Source organism: Paenibacillus sp. FSL H8-0548, assembly GCF_038630985.1.
Lineage (GTDB): Bacteria > Bacillota > Bacilli > Paenibacillales > Paenibacillaceae > Pristimantibacillus.
The window spans coordinates 3,549,882-3,571,985 of sequence record NZ_CP152049.1; the positions used below are offsets into that span (position 1 = coordinate 3,549,882).

The 22,104-nt window shown below is 46.8% G+C and carries 17 protein-coding genes; 14 read left to right on the top strand and 3 right to left on the bottom strand.

Going from position 1 to position 22,104, the window contains the following annotated elements; translation table 11 throughout:
* Positions 1 to 36: 36 nt before the first annotated feature.
* The 3 genes from MHI37_RS14990 to MHI37_RS15000 all read left to right on the top strand — a co-directional run bounded on the left by MHI37_RS14990 (position 37) and on the right by MHI37_RS15000 (position 2,818).
* Complete coding sequence (locus MHI37_RS14990; RefSeq protein ID WP_083676158.1) at positions 37 to 642, top strand: TetR/AcrR family transcriptional regulator; 606 nt, start codon at positions 37 to 39, stop codon at positions 640 to 642.
* 69 nt (positions 643 to 711) lie between these two features.
* The gene (miaB, locus tag MHI37_RS14995) at positions 712 to 2,307 is read left to right on the top strand and encodes a tRNA (N6-isopentenyl adenosine(37)-C2)-methylthiotransferase MiaB (protein WP_076336024.1); all 1,596 of its coding nucleotides are present in this window, start codon (positions 712 to 714) and stop codon (positions 2,305 to 2,307) included.
* A 16-nt stretch (positions 2,308 to 2,323) separates the two neighbouring features.
* The gene (locus MHI37_RS15000) at positions 2,324 to 2,818 is read left to right on the top strand and encodes a YlbF family regulator (RefSeq protein ID WP_076336023.1); all 495 of its coding nucleotides are present in this window, start codon (positions 2,324 to 2,326) and stop codon (positions 2,816 to 2,818) included.
* A gap of 962 nt (positions 2,819 to 3,780) precedes the next feature.
* Here MHI37_RS15000 and MHI37_RS15005 read toward each other — a convergent pair.
* Positions 3,781 to 4,395 (bottom strand): biotin transporter BioY, encoded by a 615-nt coding sequence (locus tag MHI37_RS15005; RefSeq protein WP_076336021.1) that lies wholly within the window; start codon positions 4,393 to 4,395, stop codon positions 3,781 to 3,783.
* A gap of 106 nt (positions 4,396 to 4,501) precedes the next feature.
* On the opposite strand from MHI37_RS15005, the gene MHI37_RS15010 reads away from it, so the two are divergent.
* Positions 4,502 to 5,368, top strand: coding sequence for an ATP-binding cassette domain-containing protein (locus MHI37_RS15010; RefSeq protein ID WP_076336020.1), 867 nt, complete (start codon positions 4,502 to 4,504; stop codon positions 5,366 to 5,368).
* A complete protein-coding gene (locus MHI37_RS15015) occupies positions 5,358 to 7,085 on the top strand; it encodes an ATP-binding cassette domain-containing protein (protein ID WP_076336019.1) in 1,728 nt (575 codons plus the stop codon). Before MHI37_RS15010 ends, MHI37_RS15015 begins: the two co-directional genes overlap by 11 nt.
* On the opposite strand, the gene MHI37_RS15020 is transcribed toward MHI37_RS15015, so the two are convergent.
* Both MHI37_RS15020 and MHI37_RS15025 read right to left on the bottom strand, forming a co-directional pair.
* Positions 7,053 to 7,658, bottom strand: a complete 606-nt coding sequence (locus MHI37_RS15020) for an HAD-IA family hydrolase (RefSeq protein ID WP_076336018.1) — start codon at positions 7,656 to 7,658, stop codon at positions 7,053 to 7,055. The genes MHI37_RS15015 and MHI37_RS15020 overlap by 33 nt on opposite strands.
* On the bottom strand, positions 7,655 to 8,866 hold the full coding sequence (locus MHI37_RS15025; protein WP_076336017.1) for an MFS transporter: 1,212 nt from the start codon (positions 8,864 to 8,866) through the stop codon (positions 7,655 to 7,657). Before MHI37_RS15025 ends, MHI37_RS15020 begins: the two co-directional genes overlap by 4 nt.
* Before the next feature lie 164 nt (positions 8,867 to 9,030).
* Here MHI37_RS15025 and lepB point away from each other — a divergent pair, with 164 nt between their 5' ends.
* The 9 genes from lepB (at position 9,031) to MHI37_RS15070 (ending at position 22,068) form a co-directional block, all read left to right on the top strand.
* Complete coding sequence (lepB, locus tag MHI37_RS15030) at positions 9,031 to 9,573, top strand: signal peptidase I (RefSeq protein WP_076336016.1); 543 nt, start codon at positions 9,031 to 9,033, stop codon at positions 9,571 to 9,573.
* A 20-nt stretch (positions 9,574 to 9,593) separates the two neighbouring features.
* Positions 9,594 to 10,526, top strand: coding sequence for a DUF4184 family protein (locus MHI37_RS15035; protein WP_076336015.1), 933 nt, complete (start codon positions 9,594 to 9,596; stop codon positions 10,524 to 10,526).
* 159 nt (positions 10,527 to 10,685) lie between these two features.
* Positions 10,686 to 12,164, top strand: a complete 1,479-nt coding sequence (locus MHI37_RS15040) for a HAMP domain-containing sensor histidine kinase (protein WP_144023632.1) — start codon at positions 10,686 to 10,688, stop codon at positions 12,162 to 12,164.
* Positions 12,142 to 12,831 carry a response regulator transcription factor gene (locus MHI37_RS15045; protein WP_076336013.1) on the top strand — a complete coding sequence of 230 codons (690 nt, stop codon included), beginning with the start codon at positions 12,142 to 12,144 and terminating at the stop codon, positions 12,829 to 12,831. The genes MHI37_RS15040 and MHI37_RS15045 overlap by 23 nt, the downstream gene beginning before the upstream one ends.
* A gap of 24 nt (positions 12,832 to 12,855) precedes the next feature.
* The gene (locus MHI37_RS15050) at positions 12,856 to 15,879 is read left to right on the top strand and encodes an efflux RND transporter permease subunit (RefSeq protein ID WP_076336012.1); all 3,024 of its coding nucleotides are present in this window, start codon (positions 12,856 to 12,858) and stop codon (positions 15,877 to 15,879) included.
* 380 nt (positions 15,880 to 16,259) lie between these two features.
* The gene (locus MHI37_RS15055; RefSeq protein WP_179090169.1) at positions 16,260 to 16,397 is read left to right on the top strand and encodes a hypothetical protein; all 138 of its coding nucleotides are present in this window, start codon (positions 16,260 to 16,262) and stop codon (positions 16,395 to 16,397) included.
* A 163-nt stretch (positions 16,398 to 16,560) separates the two neighbouring features.
* Positions 16,561 to 18,525: a putative thiazole-containing bacteriocin maturation protein gene (locus MHI37_RS15060; protein WP_306010665.1), complete on the top strand. Its 1,965-nt coding sequence runs from the start codon at positions 16,561 to 16,563 to the stop codon at positions 18,523 to 18,525.
* Positions 18,522 to 20,459: a TOMM precursor leader peptide-binding protein gene (locus tag MHI37_RS15065; RefSeq protein WP_076336010.1), complete on the top strand. Its 1,938-nt coding sequence runs from the start codon at positions 18,522 to 18,524 to the stop codon at positions 20,457 to 20,459. The genes MHI37_RS15060 and MHI37_RS15065 overlap by 4 nt, the downstream gene beginning before the upstream one ends.
* Before the next feature lie 28 nt (positions 20,460 to 20,487).
* The gene (locus MHI37_RS15070) at positions 20,488 to 22,068 is read left to right on the top strand and encodes a SagB family peptide dehydrogenase (RefSeq protein WP_076336009.1); all 1,581 of its coding nucleotides are present in this window, start codon (positions 20,488 to 20,490) and stop codon (positions 22,066 to 22,068) included.
* The last annotated feature ends 36 nt before the right edge of the window (positions 22,069 to 22,104 follow it).

Here is a 22,104-nt window from a genome sequence, read left to right on the forward strand (position 1 = left end):
ATTGTTTATTTTGGTGATGCGGAAAGAGGAGATAGAATGATGGCTGCACCAGAAAACGGCAGAACGAAACAAGAGCTGAGCAATGCTATATTGCATACAGCTAATCATTTGTTTTCCAAGCATGGGGTAGAATCGGTAAGCATGCACCAAATTGCTAAAACGGTTGGAATCGGACAAGGCACGCTGTATCGCCGCTATTCGAACAAAGGTGACTTGTGCATGGACATGATGAAGGATAACCTTAACCTGTTCACTAAAGAAATCGAAGAGTATTTGATGACGAATGCCATGCAGCCTATTCATGAGAGATTGAGCATGGTCATGCGAAAAATTATTGCTTTTATCGACAAAGAGTCGAAATGGCTAGGGGTTATGCAGTCTTTTACTAAAATCGAAGTTCAAAAAAGCGATTTTTTTGAATCGGCTCCGTACCTTTTTTTACATGCAGCAATTAGCGGATTATTGCAAGAAGCTATAGATACTGAATATATTCAGTCTATCGATCCCAATTATACGGCTCATTCATTTATATCCGTACAATCACCGCACACGTTTAGGCATCTCCGCTATGTGATGGGCTATAGTTGTGAAGAGATTCAGGATCGGTTTTGCAGGACCTTTATTGACCCATTATTCCGTTAACTGGTATAATACTGAATTGGGCTCTATGAACACCACCTATATGTACCATAAGGAAGTGAATCGGCATTGATGAAGGATAGTAAGCAGCTCGCTACAGACAGTAAGCAAGGCCAGCTAAAGGATTATTCCAAATATTTTGATTTTAGCGATGCAAAAGTAATTGATCAGGATGAGAATTCAACGACCTACCGCATTAAAGGAAGGATCGTCAATATAAATGCGGCACCGAGCCACAAGGATGAGAAGAAGCGCGGCAAAGAGGATATTGAGGTTCATTATAATTTCGCTATTCCGGATGAGCTTCGGACGATGGGCATTGGCAAGCATTATTTGATCCAAACGTACGGCTGCCAAATGAACGAGCATGACACCGAGGTTATGAAGGGCATGTTCGAGGAAATGGGCTATACAGCTACAGAGGATCGTCAGCTTGCAGATGTTATTTTGCTTAATACTTGCGCAATCCGTGAGAATGCGGAGGACAAGGTGTTTGGCGAGCTTGGACATCTGAAGGCGCTAAAGACGGAGAAGCCTGACCTGCTGCTCGGTGTTTGCGGCTGCATGTCGCAAGAGGAGTCTGTTGTCGGACGAATTTTGCAAAAGCATGCTTTCGTTGATATGATCTTTGGTACGCATAATATACACAGGCTGCCTTTCTTGCTGCAAAATGCCTATTTCAGCAAAGAGCTGGTTGTAGAGGTATGGTCCAAGGAAGGCGACATCATCGAGAACATGCCCAAGAAACGCGAAGGAATGCGCGCCTGGGTTAATATTATGTATGGCTGCGATAAGTTCTGTACGTATTGCATTGTTCCGTATACAAGGGGCAAGGAGCGCAGCAGACGGCCGGAGGATGTTATCGCTGAGGTGCGTGAGCTCGCTAGACAAGGGTTTAAGGAAATTACGCTGCTAGGCCAGAACGTTAACGCTTACGGCAAAGATTTTGAAGACATAGAGTATCGTTTCGGCGATCTTATGCAAGACATGTCCAAAATCGACATTCCGCGTGTTCGGTTTATGACGAGCCATCCGCGGGATTTTGACGATCATCTGATTGAAGTGCTAGGAACGGGCGGTAATTTGGTAGAGCATATCCATTTGCCAGTACAGTCTGGAAGCACGGAGATATTGAAGAGAATGAGCCGCAAGTACACAAGGGAAGCTTACTTAGAGCTGGTTGGAAAAATTAAAAAGGCAATCCCGAATGCTATGCTGACCTCGGATATTATCGTTGGATTTCCAGGCGAAACGGATGAGCAGTTCGAGGATACGATGACTCTCGTGCAGGAAGTAGGCTTTGATTCTGCCTATACCTTCTTATACTCTCCACGTGAGGGGACGCCTGCTGCAAGTATGGAAGACAATGTGCCGCTAGAGGTGAAGAAGGCTCGTCTGCAGCGCTTGAACGCACAGCTAGCTGCGAATGCAAGAGAAAAGAATGAGCAGCTGCTAGGACAAGTCGTTGAGGTGCTTATTGAGGGCGAGAGTAAAAATAATGCGAACTTCCTTTCTGGACGGACGCGCACCAATAAATTAGTGCATTTGGAAGGGTCTAAGGATTGGATTGGCAAATTTATTATGGCCAAGGTAACCGAAGCCCAAACCTGGTATATTAAAGCAGAACCACTAGAGCAAAGCACAATTGAAACCGTAGTTAACGGATAAATAGGAGAGATGAGAAATGTCAGAGCAGCATATAGCAGAAAATCAAGCCGAGCTTTGTGACCACGATCATGAGCATGGCGAGGGCTGTGGAATTCCTAGCTTCCACACACGCGATCTTATCGTTCGCGAGGATATTTCCAAGAAAGCGAAGGAGCTGGCTGATCTGATTTTTACTTCAGAGGAAGTTCAGCACTATCGCCGCGCAGAGCTGCAGATCAATGGCAATGAGCGTGTACAGCAGCTGATTACGAAGATCAAGAAGAAGCAAAAGGAAGTTGTCGCATTTGAAACGACTTTCAAAAACGCTGATATGGTGAAGAAAATCGAGGGCGAGATGGAAACGCTGCAAGAGGAGCTTGAAGGCATTCCAATCGTCAATGAATTCCAACAGAGCCAAACGGATATCAATTATTTGCTGCAGCTGGTTATCTCTATTGTACGGGACACCGTATCGGAGAAAATCAATGTAGAGGATGCTTCTGAGCCTGCTCCTGAGGAATGCAGCGACTAAGATATTTTTGGCTGCTGATTATTCATATGCATATAGAAAAGCCGAATTTCATTGCAGCCTATTTTAGGCTGCAGCTTGAAATTCGGCTTTTTTTAGAGGAAATTCTTTTCCGTAGTCAAGTAGGACGCAGTCGGTTCTTCTTAAAAGCCTGATTTAAGCAACTTAGCTGGTTTAGCTTCACAACGATCCGTGGTCCATTAGTTATTTAGTTTTTAATTACTCACCTATCCTGCACTTTAGCAGGATAGAAGGTAGTTTTTCGAGCCCTAACGTGACTATGTTGCACTCACGCAATATAGAGAGCCTTACAGATGTGTCTTGAGCCGAAATCTGTCTATTCTAATGCAAATGTGCAGGATAGGCCGTTCGGTGAGGCTGAAAAGCACGAAGTTAGTGCAAATGTGCAGGATAGGCCGTTCGGTGAGGCTGAGGTTCGTGCTCGGAGTGAATGTACAACTATCTTAGAACTAGCCCTCCAGCTAACCCTCTAACCCGTCCTCCAACATGCTCTCCAACTAACCAACTATGGCGCTATCCTGCACTTTGCAGGATAGCACCTGGTTTTTCGAGCTCCTGCTTGTCTATATTGCACCGCTGCACTATAGAGAGCCTTACAGGTGTATCTTAAGCCGAAATCAGTCTATTCTAATGCATACGTGCAGGATAGCTGATGTAATCAACTACTTGTTTTATCATATCGTAACCGAAATTCGTAAGAAAGTCGGGCAGTTTATGGTTGAAATAAAGAAAACTACAACTTCCATTATGGATCGCTTTAGTGTTAGGTTTTAATAGCCGATTTATTTAGTTCCACTTATCTAACTGAGTGATACATACATTAATTGATTACAAGAAGCTTATGGACAATAGGGAAATGAAGTGGATAAAGGATAAGTTAAATAAAAAACCACGTATGCCTCGGCTGTAAACATGCAGAGGTGCACGTGGTTTTTAAAGTAGAACTACGCTTGATAAATCGAGTCTTGTGTTTTGCTGCTAGCGGTTGACGAGCGAATGTGGACGATGTAAGGTGTTAAGGAGATGGCTAAAATCGTGCCGACCAGCGATTTTAACGCGTCGCCGATAATAAATGGATAAAACCCGACGACCATCGCTTTCTGAAATGAAAAGTCGAGTGCGTGCATGAGCCATGGAATGCCTGGAATATAAGCGCATAAGGAACTGAATAGCTCGAATATAAGGAAGAATACGATAAACGAAAGCACTTTATTTTGCTTAATACTGCTGCCGCGAAGGTATGCGCCTACTGCTAAACTGACTAGAAGCGCACAGAAGGGGAAAGCAAAGATAAAGCCTGCGGTAGCACCTGTTAAAGTCGAAATTCCGCCTTGCCCGCTAAATAGCGGCAAGCCGAAGGCGGTGAGCAGTATAACGATGAAGATACTGAGAAACGCATTGCGCGGCGTCAAAAATAATCCTGCTAGGACAACACCTAAGGTTTGAAGCGTAATCGGGACGAACGAGCCTCCGAGCTTAATGGTCACTGCGCTCATGACGATAAACAATGCTGCGAATAAGGCAATGAACACTAGAGAACGAATATTATTGCTTTGCATAGAAAAACGACTCCTTTATGTAGTTGCGATTTTATTGTTAACCATTTATATTATTATTAGGTTAACAAATCGAATTGTAGCATAGCCAAACGTTTTGGGGAAGAGGTTGGGTGAAATTTTTTTGGAACAAGCGATTCAAATTGAAATGAAGAAAATTACGGTTGCGCCGCCGATTATGTTAGAAGGTCAGATGCGCAGGGCGATTGTTAAAGACGTTTCTATTACGATACATCAAGGCGAATGGATAACGCTGCTTGGCCGCAATGGAAGCGGGAAGAGTACCGTTGCTAAAGTAGCCGCGGGCTATCGTGTAGCTGGCGCTGCAGGACAAGTGATCAGAAATATACAGACAGCAGCGAAGGGAAGGCCGCTTCCTATCGTCATGCAGCAGCCAGAGGCAGGGATGATTGGCGCGACGCCGTGGGAGGATGTTGTGCTGATGCTTGAACAGAATGAGCTTCCAGGCGATGAAATTCCGTTGAAGGCGGAGCTGGCTCTGCGAAGCGTAGGCATGGGCGAGCGGCTTCATCAGTCCATCGAAACGTTATCGGGAGGACAGAAGCAGCTGGTTGCGATTGCTGGCTGCATCGCAATGAGCTCTCCATTGCTCGTTCTCGACGAGGTGACTGCTATGCTGGACCCAGAAGCTTCGAGCTCTGTGATGGAGCAAGTAAGAGGACTGCATAAGAGCGGTGTAACGGTTATATGGATTACACAGAAGCTGGAGGAGCTGCAAGAGGCTGATCGAATCATTGCTATGGATGAAGGAGCAATCGTATTTGACGGACAAGCGGAGACTTGGTTTGCTAGAACAGCTCCACTTCAGAAGGACAGCATATGCGAGCGGCTTTGCTTCGAGGCCCCCTATGCAGCGCAGGTGGCATGGGAGCTTCAGGAGCAAGGTGTGCAGCTGTCGCCATTTCCATTCACGGCAGAGCTGCTGGCAAAGGCGGTGAAGCAGTATGGGCGCTGATTGGCAGCTGCAAGAAGTTAATGTTTATGCAGGAAGCAGTGCGGATAAGAGGCAGCTGCTTAAGCGTGTCAGTCACACTTTTAAAGCAGGTGAAATTACGCTGCTCATCGGGCGAAACGGAGCGGGGAAATCGACGCTGCTGGAGACGATGGCAGGAATTCGAATGATGGAGTCAGGCGATATTTCACTTGGCGGAGATCCGCTGTGGATGGTGCATAAACGTAAAGATCGGCTGAATCGCAGCGCCGCATTAAAGCTGGGCTTAGCGATGCAAAGCTCGGAATCGCAGTGGTTTGCATCCACCGTTAGGGAGGAATTTCTATATTCGCTGAAGCCCTATGGCGTGGAAGGCGAGCTCGCTCAGGAGCGGATGGAGCGGGCGCTCTCCGAGGCAGGACTGCCGCAGGAGGTGCTGACGCAAGATCCGTGGACGCTTAGCGGCGGGCAGCAGCGACGGCTTTCACTCGCCTGCCTGCTGGCGTGTGAACCGGAATGGCTGCTGCTCGACGAGCCGACAGCGGGGTTAGACGCTGTCGGTATACGCCGCCTGTGCGCGGTGCTTGAGGCGCACAGGGCGGCGGGGCGCGGAGCGGTCGTTGCCACGCACGACCTCGACGCGCTGCTGCCGCTGGCGGACGCGGTCGCCGTGGTCAGCGGCGGCACGGTCCGCGCAGCGGCTCCTGCGGCGGCGATCGCGCATGCCGCAGCTGCGCCGCAGGCGCTTCGCGTGCTGGCGCAGCTGCGCGCTGAGGCGGCTTTGCCGCCGCAGGAGCCGGCGCCAAGCGACGGGGCGCCGTGGCCAGCGCCGCGCGAGGTAGCGGCGGGGCTGGCAGCGGAGCTGCGGCGGCGAGCGGCGGATCGCACCGCGGGCAGCAGCATAGAGCCTGCGAACGTAGCGGTACAGGAAGCGACTCCGACTCAGGAGGATGCTGGCGCGAAGGAGCTCACGCAAGCGAACACACAGACGGTGAAATCCGAATGGCTCCGCGCTGATCGTTTTGATCCACGGGCGCTGGTGCTCGCTTATCTAATTTTGGCAGCCAGCATATTAACACAAAAAACAGCAGTGGAGCTGCTGCTTGCTGCTTCAGCCACACTGCTGTTGATCATCCCTTTGCGAACACTCATATGGCCTTGGGCTCGCGTAATACGCGCGTATACGATCATGATTATTATGTTTTGCATTATTGGAGGAATTAGCTTTGCTCCTATTGCCTTCGAATGGGCTAAAGCTTGGCCGATCGTGCTTCGGTTTGGCAAGCTGCTGTTGATTATGCTCCTTGGCATGCCGCTGCTTAAGCTGATGACGCCGTATCGGCTCCAGCGCTCTATTGAGCAGACCTTTGGCTGGCTTGGAAGATTTAGAGTGCCTATTCACTCCTTCGCACTAATTGTTACCCTTATTTTTCGGTTTATCCCGCTGCTAACCGGAGAGTGGGAGCGCTTCGCAAAGCTTGCTCATGCAAGAGGGAAGGCAATTACACCGCTTCGAACAGTACCCTTCAATCATTTATTATCGGTGCTGATTCCATACGTTCGATCTATTCTGCGCCTTGCGGAGCAAATGGCAGATGCCTTGGAAGCGCGGGGGTTTGGCTACACGAAGCGAAAACCAACCTACGCCTTTCGCCTGGCATTTGGCCGCTATGATGCTTGTTTGCTCAGCATTGCCGGGGCAAGCGGGCTAACACTGTTCTTGCTCGCCAGCTTTCTGTAGGAGGGTGTGAACGAGCGAAATCCACCCGCCAGACTCATCGGCAAGCAGCGTATGCCATCCGAGCGACGCTGCTTGTTCAATGTTTTTGTTCTGGTCATCGATGAATAATACATAGCTTGACTGTGGGAGCTGCGCAGCCAACCTTGTGAAAATAGCACGATCCGGCTTTTTGAGAGCCGCCTCGCTGGAAATCGTAACGCTTTTCAAATAAGGCTTGATCGGCAGAACGATCGGTTCCACCCAAGCGCTCAGATGATTGCTTAGCAGATGAATATCTGCATGTACACTCCATTCGGCTATTTTCTCAAGTGCTGGCAACGGCCGCAAACTTTGTTCTATTATCGCTTTCGCTTGCTTCATCGTTAACGATGGTGCATAAGCAGTAATCCATTTCCAAAACTGTGCTTCAGATATATGTCCAGTCCAAAGCTGCTCGCTGATTTCCTGCTTGTATTGAAAATATAGTGTATCTTCTGAAACAGCTGCTTCAGCGGCTAAAAGCTGCCAGAGGAGCGGGGATAAATTAGTTGCAAGAACGCCTCCAATATCAAGGACAAGCTGTGGTCTCATCATCCGCGGTGCTCCTCTGCATATGTCTTCACCAGCTTAACAGCAGGTTTGCGCTCCTTCATCGCCCAGACGATAACAAAACCGAATGCGATTACTCCAAGCAATAAGCCGAATACAAAGCCGCCATTAAGCCCCCAGCCATCATTAAGCCATCCAGCAAGGAACGGTCCGGAGAACATTCCTATAGCGTATAAAGCCTGATACAAGCCCATAGCCGTTGCACGTCCTGCAAGCTCCACATCTCGAATAGCTAGTCCGAGCAATAACGGAATATGCAGCCCTTGAGCAAAGCCATTTATCGCTTGCGTTGCGATTAGCATCTCAAATGAGCTGGATAACGCCATAGCCCCCGTGCATATCGCACTGAGTAAAAATCCAGCTCCAATCGTACCCCAATACCCGAAGCGAGGAGTGAACCATCTTGCTGTTACAAGAGAGGAGATGGCATACGGCAGCATAAAAGCGAATACGAGCAAGGTGAGCTGTAAGCCACTGGAGCCCATTTCTGCTGCTTTGAGCGGTGTAAAGCCAAACATCGTAATAAAGAGAATGCCATGTGCGAGAATGGAGAGCAGTGAAACTTGCAGCAGTGTTTTGGTTCGCACGACATTTTTAATCATTGTAAACGACATGCCGGGCTGATCGCGTTGTGCTGCTATCGGTTCTTTAAGCATAAGCGCAAGCAGCAAGCCGATAAACGCAATGACAGCGCCAAAAACAAACGGAGCATTCACATGAAAGCCGTCCGTAAGCCAGCCGCTGAGGAGCATGCCGATCATTTGACCAATGACAGTCATCACACTAATGTTGCCCATGGCGCGTCCGGTCTGCCCTGCGCCAAAATAACTGGCATAAAGCACCGTAAAGGCTACCCAGGTAGAGGCGCATATTCCAGCCATCATTCTGCCTGCCAGCGGCCATATCCATAAGCCGGGAATAAGAAACAGCATGCAGCTGACTCCGCCGGCCAGCATTCCGAGCACAATAAACGGCTTGCGTTTGCCGAAACGATCCGACAGAATTCCGAGCGGAAAACGAACGAGCATCTGAACGAAGCCGTAGCTTCCCAAAACGATCCCAATAAGAGACAGGGAGAAGCCCCGATCACTTAAATAGGGGGATAAGGTAGGAACATATACAAACATAGACGTCCAGTATAAAATGGTAATGGCAGTAAACAGCAATCGTTGGGAAGCGGATGTGGGATTCATAGTTATGGAAAACTCCTCTCGTTACCACTTTAGCGCATGCCGCCTTCGGTTGTCACTTCCTAATTTCCAAGCTAATTTGGAAACCATGTCCAGCTGCAGCCGTATTAAACAATGGACTTTTTACAATTTCTAACCGCTAATTATATTTTGATGAGGTGAATGCAATGCAATTAGAAAATCGCAAACGAAAGAGCTGGCTAAAAGAAATAAAGGAATGGACAGTGTCGCTGGGCATAGCAATGGCTGTAGCACTGCTGTTTCAGAATTATGTGTACGCGCAATCCGAGGTCCAAAACGTCTCTATGCAAAATACACTTGTAGCCGGCCAACGTTTAATCGAGGACAAGTGGTCCTATCATTTTCACGAGCCGCGACATGGAGATATTGTCATTATTAATGGACCAGAAAGCGACTTGCGTCTTATTAAACGAGTGGTTGGATTGCCAGGGGACGTCATTGATATCCAAAATGGACAGGTTTTCTTAAACGGAGAAGCTATCAATGAGGATTATGTTAAAGGCCAAACGTTTGCCGGCAGCATACCGATTCCTTTTACAGTAAAGGAAGGACAGCTATTCGTTATGGGCGATAATCGAGAGCATAGCTTTGATAGCCGGGCAATCGGTCCGATTTCTAGATCTAGTATTGAAGGAAAAGCTGTTTTTCGCATATGGCCGCTGCCTAAGTTCGGATCACTAAGCGAATAGAAGGAGCTGTTTCAGAACCGATGCCGCATACCTTTGCCCATCCCTTGTTCGCTGCACCGCTAAAGAAGATCATCCCAAGCTTGAGCTTAACGGGTTTGATTCTAGGCAGCATGTCACCGGATTTCGAATATTTTGTCTCTATGCAGCCGTTTCGAAGCATCGGACATTCCGTATTAGGTTTACTATTGCTTGTGCTGCCTGCGTGCATTGCTTTTTCATTAGTCTTCCACCGCATTGTGAAGCCGGCACTGCCGGAGTTGCTTCCAGATATCGGTTCAATGAAGCCATATGCTGCTTATTTGAACCGTCCTTGGTCTCTAGCCACATGGCAAGAATGGATGCGTTTTATTTTATCAGTAATCATTGGTTTTTTAACTCATGTATTTGTAGATCATTTTACGCATAGCAGCGGCTGGTTCGTACAACGAATTCCTTTTTTGCAAAAAATAATAATAGGTGATGAGCTCTATCATATCCTTCAGCATTTTCTCACCCTCTCAGGCTTCGCGGCAGCAGGGATTTATGGATTGAATCATTATTTTGCATGGAAGAAAAAACAGAGAAAGCAGTCAAGCGGCATAAGGATGCATAGCTCATCTAGAAAGCTGTGGGGACTGCTTTTCTTTGCTGCGCTCGCTATGTTTTTGGGAAAGCTTTTATTCTCAGACCATATCTTTTCCATCAGCATTTGGGCGGTTGCTCCGATAACCTCGGTTTTGTTTGGCGTTTATCTAGCAGCAATGCTTCATTCCGCCAAAAAGGCGCATCAAACAAAACGAGCCGTATTGATTTTATTCGTGCTTGTTCTGTTTATTGTTGTCTATAAGCTTTGGTCTCTTCATTCGGAGTTTTCAATTGCAATTTGGGTTGTATACAATGGGGTATTAGCGATTATCCTTAGTGTGAGTGCATTTTTGGTGCGAAAAAATGACAGTCCCTTTAAATTAATGTAATTAATAATTTATGCTATTAATAAATAAAAAGATGCCTTTTCGGCAATCTTGAAGCCAATCGTAATAGTTTTGTAATAATTGGTTACAAATTCGTTTAGAAATACCCGTTATGATGAAACCTAGACACAACAATTAACGATCAGTGAGGCGTGAACCGGAGTGTCCATTCGAGTGAAGCTGTATATGTCTTACTTGGCCATGGTGTTTGTACCGTTTATTCTAATGATTACTTTTATGGTGTTCATTTTTTTTGCAGGCGGAATTGAGGACATTCGCCAATATTTTGATAAAGAACACAACGAGCCTTATCGTCAAGCTCTAGTGTATGGCGAGCTTTCTTATGTACTGCAAAATGACACTGGAAAGCTGGAGGATGAAGCATATCTGAACGATATCCAAAAGAGGCTGGGAGAGCTGTGGGCAGGGCATGTCATCTCAAAGAATGGGGTAGTAATTGCGGTTGCTCCTTTTTTGGAGGAAGCAGCTCCAGGTGAAGACTGGCAAAAATTGTTGGACCAGCCTCCAGCTAAGGTTACTTTTCGAAAGTATCATTTTGAAACATTCAAGACAGTTTTTAATTATCCAGATGGAAGCACAGGAACGATGGTTCTGTTCAGACGCAACGATACAGTGCCGATTTATTGGAGACCAGTGTCGGCTGCCTTTTCCTTGACCTTTATTGGTTTGACGAGCTTGCTGCTTACTTATTTCGTTTCTAGAAGCATAATAAAACCAATAAAAAGGCTGGAAGCGGCTGCGCTGCAAATTAAGGATGGTGATTTATCTCATAAAGTCGTAGCAACGACGAAGGGGGAAATCGGACAGCTTAGCAACGCTTTCGAGGATATGCGAGTAAGATTAAAGCATTCTATTGATCAAAGCCTTCAATATGATGAGAACCGTAAAATGCTGCTTTCGCATATTTCACATGATTTGAAAACACCGATTTCGGCTATCAAAGGTTATGTGGAAGGCATTATGGATGGCATCGCCAATACGGATGAGAAGCGAAGGCGCTATATGGAAACCATCTATCGCAAAGCTACGGATATGGATCAATTAATTGATGAGCTGTTTCTATTTTCGAAGCTTGATCTCCATAAGGTTGCCTTTGATTTTAAAGAGATTGATATTACTCGTTATTTGGAGCATTTTTTGGAAGAGCAGCGATTTGATTTGGATAAGTCGGGAGTTGCGCTGCATTATTCCAGTTCAGATGCGAAACCGCTCTTAATTGCTGCAGACCCCGATAAGCTTAGCCGTGTATTAACTAATATTTTGAATAACTGTGTCAAATATATGGGAGACAACACGGGGAGTGACTCCCAAGATATTAAGGTAAGCGTAAAGGAACAGGGGGCATTTATCTTGGTGGAAATCGAAGACACAGGTCCTGGAATTGAAGAAGACGATCTGCCCTATATTTTCGATCGTTTTTATCGTGCGGAGCAATCGCGCAACCTGGAAACAGGCGGGAGTGGACTGGGGCTTGCGATTGTCAAACAAATTATTGAAGGGCATGGCGGTATCGTATGGGCGGAAAATGCAGAGCATGGCGGTGCCAGATTCTGTCTGAAGCTTCCCCAATCGGTAGCTGCCAAAACGGTGGATGTGCATGAGCAACATACTGATTATTGAAGATGAGAAAGCCATTGCCGAGCTGGAACGCGATTACTTGGAGAGCCACGGTTTTGCTGTGCAAATCGAAGGGAGAGGCGACATTGGCCTTGAGAAAGCGTTGGAAGGAAAATTTGATCTCATTATTTTAGATGTGATGCTTCCGAAGATCGATGGTTTTGAGATTTGTCGGCAAATTAGGCAGAAGGTTAACATTCCAATATTATTGGTTACTGCCAAAAAGGAAGATATTGATAAAATTAGAGGTCTCGGCCTAGGTGCGGATGACTACATGACGAAGCCGTTCAGTCCAAGTGAGCTGGTAGCACGTGTAAAAGCACATTTGGCGCGTTATGAGCGGTTAACTATGGATAAATCGGAACGTGGAGATCAGGTTCGCATTCGAGGATTATTTATAGACAAGCCGTCTCGCAGAGTGATGATCCATGATAAGGAGGCGATGCTCACCTCAAAGGAATATGAGCTGCTTTTATTGCTCGCTTCGCATCCGAACCGAGTTTTTGAAAAAGAAGAGCTATTCGAGCGCATATGGGGGATGGATTCAAACGGTGACGCAGCTACGGTAACGGTACATATTCGGAGGCTGCGCGAAAAAATAGAGCATGACCCGTCTAAACCCCAATATATCGAGACGATTTGGGGAGTAGGCTATCGCTTTAAAGTTTAGATAGAAGACGAGGAGTGGAAGAAATTGAAAAGCATTATACGGTTTTCTCTGAATAACAAATTTGCTTTATGGATTTTGACGTTGATTGTATTATTTGCGGGACTTTATTCAGGATTGAATATGAAAATGGAAACATTGCCCGATATCACCATTCCCATTGTGAGCGTAACGACGATATATCCAGGCGCACCTCCTGAAGACATTATGGAAAAAGTTACGAAGCCAATCGAGCAGCGTACACGTAATCTTAAAGGTGTAAATGTGATCAGCTCGACGTCCTATGAAAATGCTTCATCGGTAGTCATTGAGTATACGTATAAAACGGATATGGAGAAAGCAGCTGCGGAAGTGCAAAGTGTACTTAATGAGCTATCGCTTCCTGCGGGGGTGCAGACGCCTTCCGTATCGAGAATCAGCTTAAATGCTTTCCCAGTGCTGGCGCTAAGCGTGTCTAACGACAATATGGATTTGGAGCAGTTAACACAGGAACTGCAGGATAATATTTTGCCGCGCTTGCAAGGCATTGAAGGTGTAGCGAGCGTTCAGATTTCTGGACAAAACGTAAAAGAAGGCGAGCTTGCGTTTAAATCCGACAAGATGAAAGAAATGGGCATAACTGAGGATATGGTTAAAGGCATGATACAAGCCTCTGCGATATCTGTACCTCTTGGCATTTATGAATTTGGAGATTCAGAGAAGGCGATCCTCGTAGACGGAAACATTTCCAGCGAGGATGATCTTAAAAATATGATCATCGTACCAGGAGTCAAGCTTAGTGATCTTGCTGATATCAGCATCATTGGCAAAGCAGAATCCGTCTCCCGTACGAATGGGAAATTTGCAATTGGTTTGAATATAGTCAAATCAGCAGATTCAAATACGGTCGATGTTGTAAATAATGTAAAAGCTGAAATCGATGAGCTTGAGAGCAAAAGCAGCGGATTAAGCTTCGTTACTACGCTAGATCAGGGCAAGCCGATCGAGGATTCAGTTCACACGATGATAAGTAAAGCAATCATCGGTGCGTTGTTTGCGGTAATTATTATTATGATTTTCTTGCGTGACATTCGTTCAACCATTATAGCTGTCGTATCGATTCCGTTATCGATCCTTATCGCGCTGTTGATATTAGGTCAGATGGATATTACGCTGAACATTATGACACTTGGTGCGATGACCGTTGCGATCGGGCGTGTAATTGATGATTCCATCGTTGTCATAGAAAACGTGTATCGCCGAATGTCTCTCCCCACAGAGAAACTCAAGGGCAAAGAGCTCATTCTTGACGCAACAAAAGAAATGTTCGTTCCGATACTAGCATCGACAATCGTAACGATTGCGGTATTCCTGCCTTTGGCGCTCGTGTCAGGCATGATTGGTGAAATTTTCCTTCCGTTCGCCTTAACGATCGTGTTTGCGCTTCTTGCATCACTATTGGTCGCTATTACAGTCGTTCCAATGCTGGCACATATGATGTTCCGCAAAGGGATGAAGCCTGGGAAGGCTCATCATGAGAAACGAAGCCGCTTGGCTGAGTGGTACAAGGGCGTACTGAAATGGTCACTTAACCACAAGCTAGTTACCTTTGGTCTGGCGTGTGTCTTATTAGTAGGAAGCTTGTTCCTCATTCCTGTCATTGGCACTAGCTTTATCTCAGGCGATGAGCAAAAAATGGCTGTTATTTCCTACAACCCAGCTCCGGGAGAAACGCTTGAGCAAGTCGAGAAGATGGCGCTTGAGGCAGAGGAGAAGCTGCTGGAGCGTGAAGGTGTTATCGTTGTACAATACGCAGTCGGCGGGCAAAATCCGTTTAGTCCAGGTGCTTCAAAGCAAGCATTGTTCAATTTGAGCTATGAAGAAGATTTTAAAGGATTTACTGAAGAGAAAGAAAAGCTTGTACCGCTCTTGCAGGAGCTAGGCGGAGCCGGAGAATGGAAGGAGCTTGACGTTACTGGCGGCGGACTTGGCGGTTCGGGCGTGTCCATGCTCGTATTCGGTTCGGATATGAAGTCGCTTAAGCCCGTTGTCGATGACTTGTTGATTAAGCTTGCTGACAACAAAAATTTGAAAAACATTGGTTCCAGCATGTCTGAGACTTATGAGCAATATCGACTAGTAGCTAATCAAGAGAAGCTAAGTCAAAATGGTCTAACTGCTGGTCAAATTGCAATGGCGCTGAGTCCAGCTCGTGAGCGTCCTGTGCTTACAACGATCGAGAAGGACGGCGAACAATTTAACGTCTATGTAAAGGTTGAGACAAAAACCTATACGAGTAAAGCTGATTTGGAAAATGTGATGATTGCCTCTCCACTTGGAGTAGAGGTGGCATTAAAAGATGTGGTAACGATCGAGGAAGGCGAATCGCCAAATACGATCACACGACGTGATGACCGCGTATATGCAGAGGTTTCTGCCGATGTAACAGCATCCGATATCGGTAAAGTGTCAGCTGAAATCCAAAAATTGATTGATGCTACGGATCTTCCTTCGGGTGTTGACATTGAGATGGGCGGCGTAACCGAGCAAATTAACGAATCATTTACTCAGCTTGGATTAGCAATGCTTGCAGCAATTGCAGTCGTATATCTCGTGCTTGTTATAACTTTTGGCGGAGCGTTAACGCCATTTGCTATCTTGTTCTCGTTGCCTTTCACCATTATCGGAGCACTGCTCGGTCTGCTTATTGCAGGCGAAACATTAAGTGTAACGGCAATGATTGGTGCGCTAATGTTGATTGGTATTGTCGTCACAAACGCGATCGTACTCGTCGATCGTGTGATTCAGAAGGAGAAAGAAGGATTATCTGTACGGGAAGCCTTGCTTGAGGCGGCTGGTACTCGTCTTCGTCCGATTCTGATGACGGCTATTGCGACAGTAGGGGCGTTGCTTCCTCTAGCCTTCGGATTTGAGTCTGGCGGACTGATCTCCAAAGGAATGGCGGTTACCGTAATCGGCGGATTGACGAGCTCGACGCTGCTTACGCTAATCATCGTACCAATCGTATACGAGTTCCTAAACCGCAAACGTAAAACCCGTGTAGTAGAATAAGGATTACAGTATTGCAGATATTTAAGGAATGAAGAGGCTGTCTCCAAGGTCATTGACCAAGGAGGCGGTCTCTTTTTGTAATATAGGAAAGTAGGGCTAGCCAAATGAAACAGGCACACTAGCGGAGGTAAATTCATACCTATAAGTCATACATGATCAACGACATTAGACTAGTCCAATCGGCTTTATCGATAGATGTTCATTTTTGTCTAATCGTTGATAAAATCATGAACACCTACTGGAGGCTAATGCAATGGATGAATTTAAAAATGAGCTGCAAAATCTAAACATTGATCCTTACAAATCGAGCGGCGTGACGCCAAATTCGGGGCAGGGACAAATGGATCCGAGCCAAGCACGTCTATGTGCCGGATTTTGTATTGGCTTCTGTATCGGTTTCTGTATTGGATTTTGTTCCTGCGGCGGCTGTGGCGGTTGCGCTAGATGCGGCGGCGGATGTGCGCGATGTGGAGGCTGCGCTAGATGTGGCGGTTGTGCCCGCTGCCGCTAGTCAGTAGATAAAGGGAGAAATGACGAATATTCTAATAAGGCCTCTGCAGCGAATTCGCTGTCAGGGGTCTTTCTATATATCCATTGGCATGACGGACAAATAGCGCTACATAATGTAATAAAGGCGATGCGATACGGATTGTCACTATTTTCGATAAGGAGGAATGAAAGTTGGATCCTTCTATGCGGCTAAAGGTGAAAGGGGATACGTTTTTTCTCCCCAGCTCAGATGGAAGCGTCTATTTCAGGAACAATATGAGCTCGTTTCGAATGGAAGGCATCTCCATTAATCAATGGATAGAAAAGCTTATGCCGATATTTAACGGTGAGCATTCGTTGCAGGAAGTAACGAATGGACTTCCTGAACAATATCAAGAGAGGGTATATGAGATTGCAGAGGTTTTGTTCACGAACGGTTTTGTACGGGACGTAAGCCGTGATCATCCGCATCAACTGAAAGAAAGCGTTCAACAGAAATTTGCTTCCCAAATTGAATTTTTAGACAGCTTTGAAGGATCGGGCGCATATCGATTTCAGCTTTTTCGACAATCGCGCGTTCTCGCCATTGGGGCCGGCTCTTTTATGGTGTCGTTAATGAAATCATTATTGGAGTCAGGAATGCCGCAAATTCAAATGGTTATAACAAACCCGGAATCTACGAATCGAAAACGAATTTTGGAACTGGAAGAGTATGCCCGCTTAACAGATCCACTTGTTAAATTGGACGAGATTCATGTAACGGAGGATGGTGTCGTGGGTTGGCGAAAGGTGATTGAGCCATTCGATGTCGTATTTTTTGTTTCCCATGAATCAGAAGAAGCGGAATTAAAGGCTCTCCATCAAGCGTGCAGAGATGAAAATAAAATACTGCTGCCTGCCTTAATTATGAAGCAGGCAGGGATTGCAGGACCGCTCGTGCACCCGAATTCTCGGGGCTGCTGGGAATCCGCTAGACGAAGAATTCATCATTCCGCTATCCATAAAGTTTCCACCCTTCATACTGTATCTTCTACGGCAGAAGCGATGCTCGCGAACGTCATCGTTTTCGAATGGTTAAAGACGGCTGCGGAGGTGGCGGTATCAGAGCTGTACAACAAAATATTTCTGTTGAATTTGGAAACCTTGGAAGGCAACTGGCATCCCTTTCTTCCTCATCCTCTTGCAGCTGGTATTCCAACTATCCATAGGATAGAGGATTTCGAACAGCTAATTGAAAATCAAACGAATAGCAGTGATCCTAACCGATTGATCCCTTATTTCAGCCGCTTAACATCAAGTGAAATCGGAATTTTTCATCGCTGGGAAGAGGGCGAGCTGCGGCAGCTGCCATTATCGCAATGCTCTGTACAGGTGGCTGATCCATTATCAGCGGGTCCGAGCGAGCTGCTGCCGGTCATCATTTGCAATGGGATTAGCCATGAAGAGGCGCGAAAGGAAGCAGGGCTTGCCGGGATAGAGGCTTATATGTCGCGAATGTCGCCTTTAGTGCTAGAAGCTAATCGAAAGGAGAACCCTAATTCAGCTATCAGCAGCCTAACGAGGTTCGTCGGCATTGGAGCGGGAGAAACCTTCGCAGAAGGAATCAGTCGAGGATTGCAAAAATGTCTATTCGAAGCACTAAGACTTATGCTGGAGCACGATACACCATCAGTCTCGCTAATAACGCTTGATCAAGTAGACGATGAGCAAACCCGCTATTATTTACGGACATTGAATACGATGAAGCATTCACCCGCAATCGGCTATAGCGAAGCTCTATTTGGTTTCCCAGTTGCATGGGTTGGTGTTCATGACTGCTGGTACGGTGAGGTTGACTTTGATCAAACGCGGGCGCTTCGCAGGGCGCTGCAGCGAGCGCTGCTGGATATTCAGAATAAGAATGCTATGGATAGCAGCAGTAATTCTAGTGGAGCTGTGAGGTCTGCTGTTAATGTGACAGCTGTTAGGACAGATGTGAAGGTATGTTTGCCGGTAAGCGATCCACTAGACCACTATGAGCCTTTGCGTGCCGCTCTGCGGCTGTTGAAGGACGCAGGCAAAACGATTGATGTATTTGATTTAGCATCGGAGGCATTTTTGAAGGAGGAGCTGGGAGGCGTATTTGGCGTGTCGCTTCGAGGGGAGGCTGCAGATTGAGTGCTATCATAGCAGTTATTGGAGAGGGGCAGCTTGCTGATTTTGTTTGCAGAGAATTGTCTGATGCGCACCAAATTGCTCGTCAGAAGGATTTCACTACCGAGGTTGCGAAAGGAGCCCAGCTTGCGCTAATACTGAATGATGGTGACAACTCTTATGAGCATTTGCTTGCAGAGGAAGTTCTCCAACAAGCAGGTATCCCTTGGCTGCGCGGGTTTGTTTCGTTTGGCGAGGGAATTATTGGGCCATTGGTTTTTCCAGGGAAGGAAGGCTGCTCTCAATGTGCAGATCTGCGGCGCTTAATGGCAGGTACGCACAGACAGGAGATGTGGGAGCTTCAGCAGCACAATCGTGGAGGGGACTTCCCAGATGTCTGGTCCTCGCGCACAGGTCTACTCCATATGGCACATCGAATGGCTGAGGAAGCTCGAAGAGTGCTTGCTGGCGAGCGAGTACAGACGGAAGATCGAATACTATTTATCCATCTTCAATCGCTAAGCAGTACCTCTCATTTCTTTTTGCCAAACCCGCTCTGCCCAGTATGTGGTCGAATATCAGACGATACAGCAGAGGCTGCTCAGCTTACCTTGCAATCAAGTCCAAAAATTAATGAAAACAGCTACCGTTGTCGTTCGATGGAGGAATTGAAAGGGCTGCTGGCTAAGCAATATTTGGACCCGCGGATGGGCTTTTTGAATGGGAAAATGATCGATCTTTCGTCTCCTTTTGCCGATTCTAGCATTAATTTGCCATTGTTTTCGGGGGATGAGGGCTGTGCTGGCCGAACACATAGTTATGCGGACAGCGAGATGACGGCGATACTGGAAGGATTGGAGCGCTATTGCGGCATGTCGCCGCGCGAGAAGCGGACAGTCGTGCAGGATAGCTTCAACCATATAAGCGAGCTAGCGCTTGACCCGACTCTCGTAGGCGTGCATGAGAAGTCGATGTATGAGCGGCCTGATTTTCCACTTCAACCGTTCGATAAGGATAAGGCTATCGACTGGGTATGGGGCTATTCTTTCTTGAAGGAGCGGCCGATTCTGGTGCCAGAGCTGCTCGCTTATTACAGCTCCGGCTGCGGACATGGCTTTGTATATGAAACCTCCAACGGCTGCGCATTAGGCGGCAGTCTGGAGGAGGCTATATTTTACGGCATATTGGAAGTGGTAGAGCGTGATTCATTTCTTTTGACCTGGTACGCACAGCTGCAGCTTTCTCCACTTGATCCTTATTCTGCTGATGATCTCGAATTAAGCCTGATGATTGAGCGATTAAGTGACGTTTTTGGCTACGATGTGCATTTATTTAATTCGACGATGGAGCACGGTATTCCGAGTGTATGGGCAATTGCAAAAAATAAGACAGATAAAGGTGCAAATCTGATATGCGCAGGAGGCGCCCATCCAGACCCTGTACGTGCGGTTAAGGGAGCGATACATGAGCTTGCTGGCATGCTGCTCTCGCTGAACGACAAGTTAGAGGAGAATCGAGAACAATTCGAGCAAATGCTGAACGATCCTTTTCTCGTTCGGCAAATGGATGATCATGCGATGCTGTACAGCTTAAAGCAGGCGGAGGAGCGGTTGGGCTTTTTACTGGAAAATGGACGTCCGTCGCGAAGCTTTGAAGAGGCATTCAAAATAAAAGCTAATCATGCTGATTTGACGGATGAATTAACTTCACTTATTCAAGCGTTCAAGGATTTAGCGATGGACGTAATTGTAGTGAATCAGACGACACCCGAAACGCTCCGCAATGGCCTTCATTGTGTAAAAGTGTTGATTCCGGGGATGCTGCCGATGACGTTCGGGCATCATCTCATTCGTTTATCAGGCTTGGAGAGAGTTTTTAGAATACCAGCAGTGCTTGGTTATACGGATGAGCCGCTAACGCCCGAGCAGCTTAATCTACACCCGCATCCGTTCCCATAATTTACGCAAAGAAAGTAGGGGAGACGGAATGAGTTTAAAGCTTTTTTTGCACCAATTGCAATACGATACAGACAAAGTCAAGCCTCCGGATTGGGAGGCGGATTGGTCGGACGCTCCGCTTCCGTATAAGCTGTACCGGCGTTTGCCTGCTTTTCCGCTCTCGGCAGAGGTTCCGCTTACGCTAGAGGGTGAGCGTGAACCTTGCACGCCATCGCTTCAAGAGCTAGGTCATTTTTTATGGTTTACTTTCGGGCTAACTCAGTTAAGCCAATCTGTATTTGGACCGGATGCGGGTGAGGCTTGGGGAAGCACGCTGCAGCAATGTCGGCGGTTTGTTCCATCAGGAGGCGGGCTCTATCCAAGTGAGCTTTATATTTATTTGAAGCTGGAAGAGCTGCCCTACGGTGTCTATCATTATGATGCGGCACACCATCGCTTAATTCTACTGCGAGAGGGTCAGTTTGATGAGTATGTGAGCGAGGCTTTGGGCAATCGCTGTGACATCTCTGCTTGCTTCGGGGTTGCGATGGTGACAACGATGTTTTGGAAAAATTATTTTAAATACAGTAATTTCTCCTATCGCCTGCAAGGGCTTGATGCTGGATTGCTCCTTGGTCAACTGCTAGAGGTAGCCAAACGATTCGGAATGGAGACGGGGGTCTACTTTCAATTTCTTGATCGTGCGGTCAACCATTTATTAGGGCTAAATGAAAAGGAGGAGAGCACTTATGCCGTGATTCCGCTCTCGTCTAGCTCTGGAATAGATTGGTTCAGGAAAGAGGGGGAGGACCAGAAGCCTATTACTGCGCAAGATCTAATTCAGAAGCTGGCCGTTGTTGAACACGAGCATTATGTAAGCTCCGCGAAAATTCTGGAATATCCCAAGCTGATCCATATAAATGAAGCATCTATGCTGGAATGCACACAAGCGTTTCAACAAATGCCAAAGGAAATCGAAGCATACGAACAAGCTTCACTTTATCGGCTGCCTGCGGCGAGCAGAAAGCCGTACCCGTTTGCAGCTGCATGCCATAAAAGATATTCACCTGAAAATGATTATGAGCTCCGCGCAGTCAATCAACCTAATCTGTCAACACTGCTTCAGGAGGCTACCACCTCTTACCACTATCGAAATGATCTTGACGGTGAGCATCCTAAGCCAGCATCACGCGTATCCTTATATGGCTGTTTATTTGGTGTTGATGGTGTTCCAAATGGCGCGTATCACCATGTTGACTCTGCTAACGCTTTGCGAATGATACGTCCCGGAGACCACCGGCATAGATTGCAGGAAGCGATGTCGTTTCACAACGTCAATTTGTTTCAAGTACCGCTTTGCTTTCATGTTGTCGGGGATTTCTCGCATCATTTCGCTGAGTTAGGCTACCGAGGCTATAGAATCCAGCAAATGGAGGCGGGGATGCTCGTTCAACGTTTACTGCTCGCTGCTGCAGCTGGTCAAATGGGAGGACGACCGCTGCTCGGATTTGATGCAAACTTAATTAATCATATATACGATCTGAAATCTCATGGTTTAACGAGCCTGATTCAAATACCAGTTGGTCATTGTCGCACTCCCTCACGCCTGGAAGGAAGCTTGGCATACTAGAGTTATTCATAAGGTCGGCTTAACGGTTTACCAGGA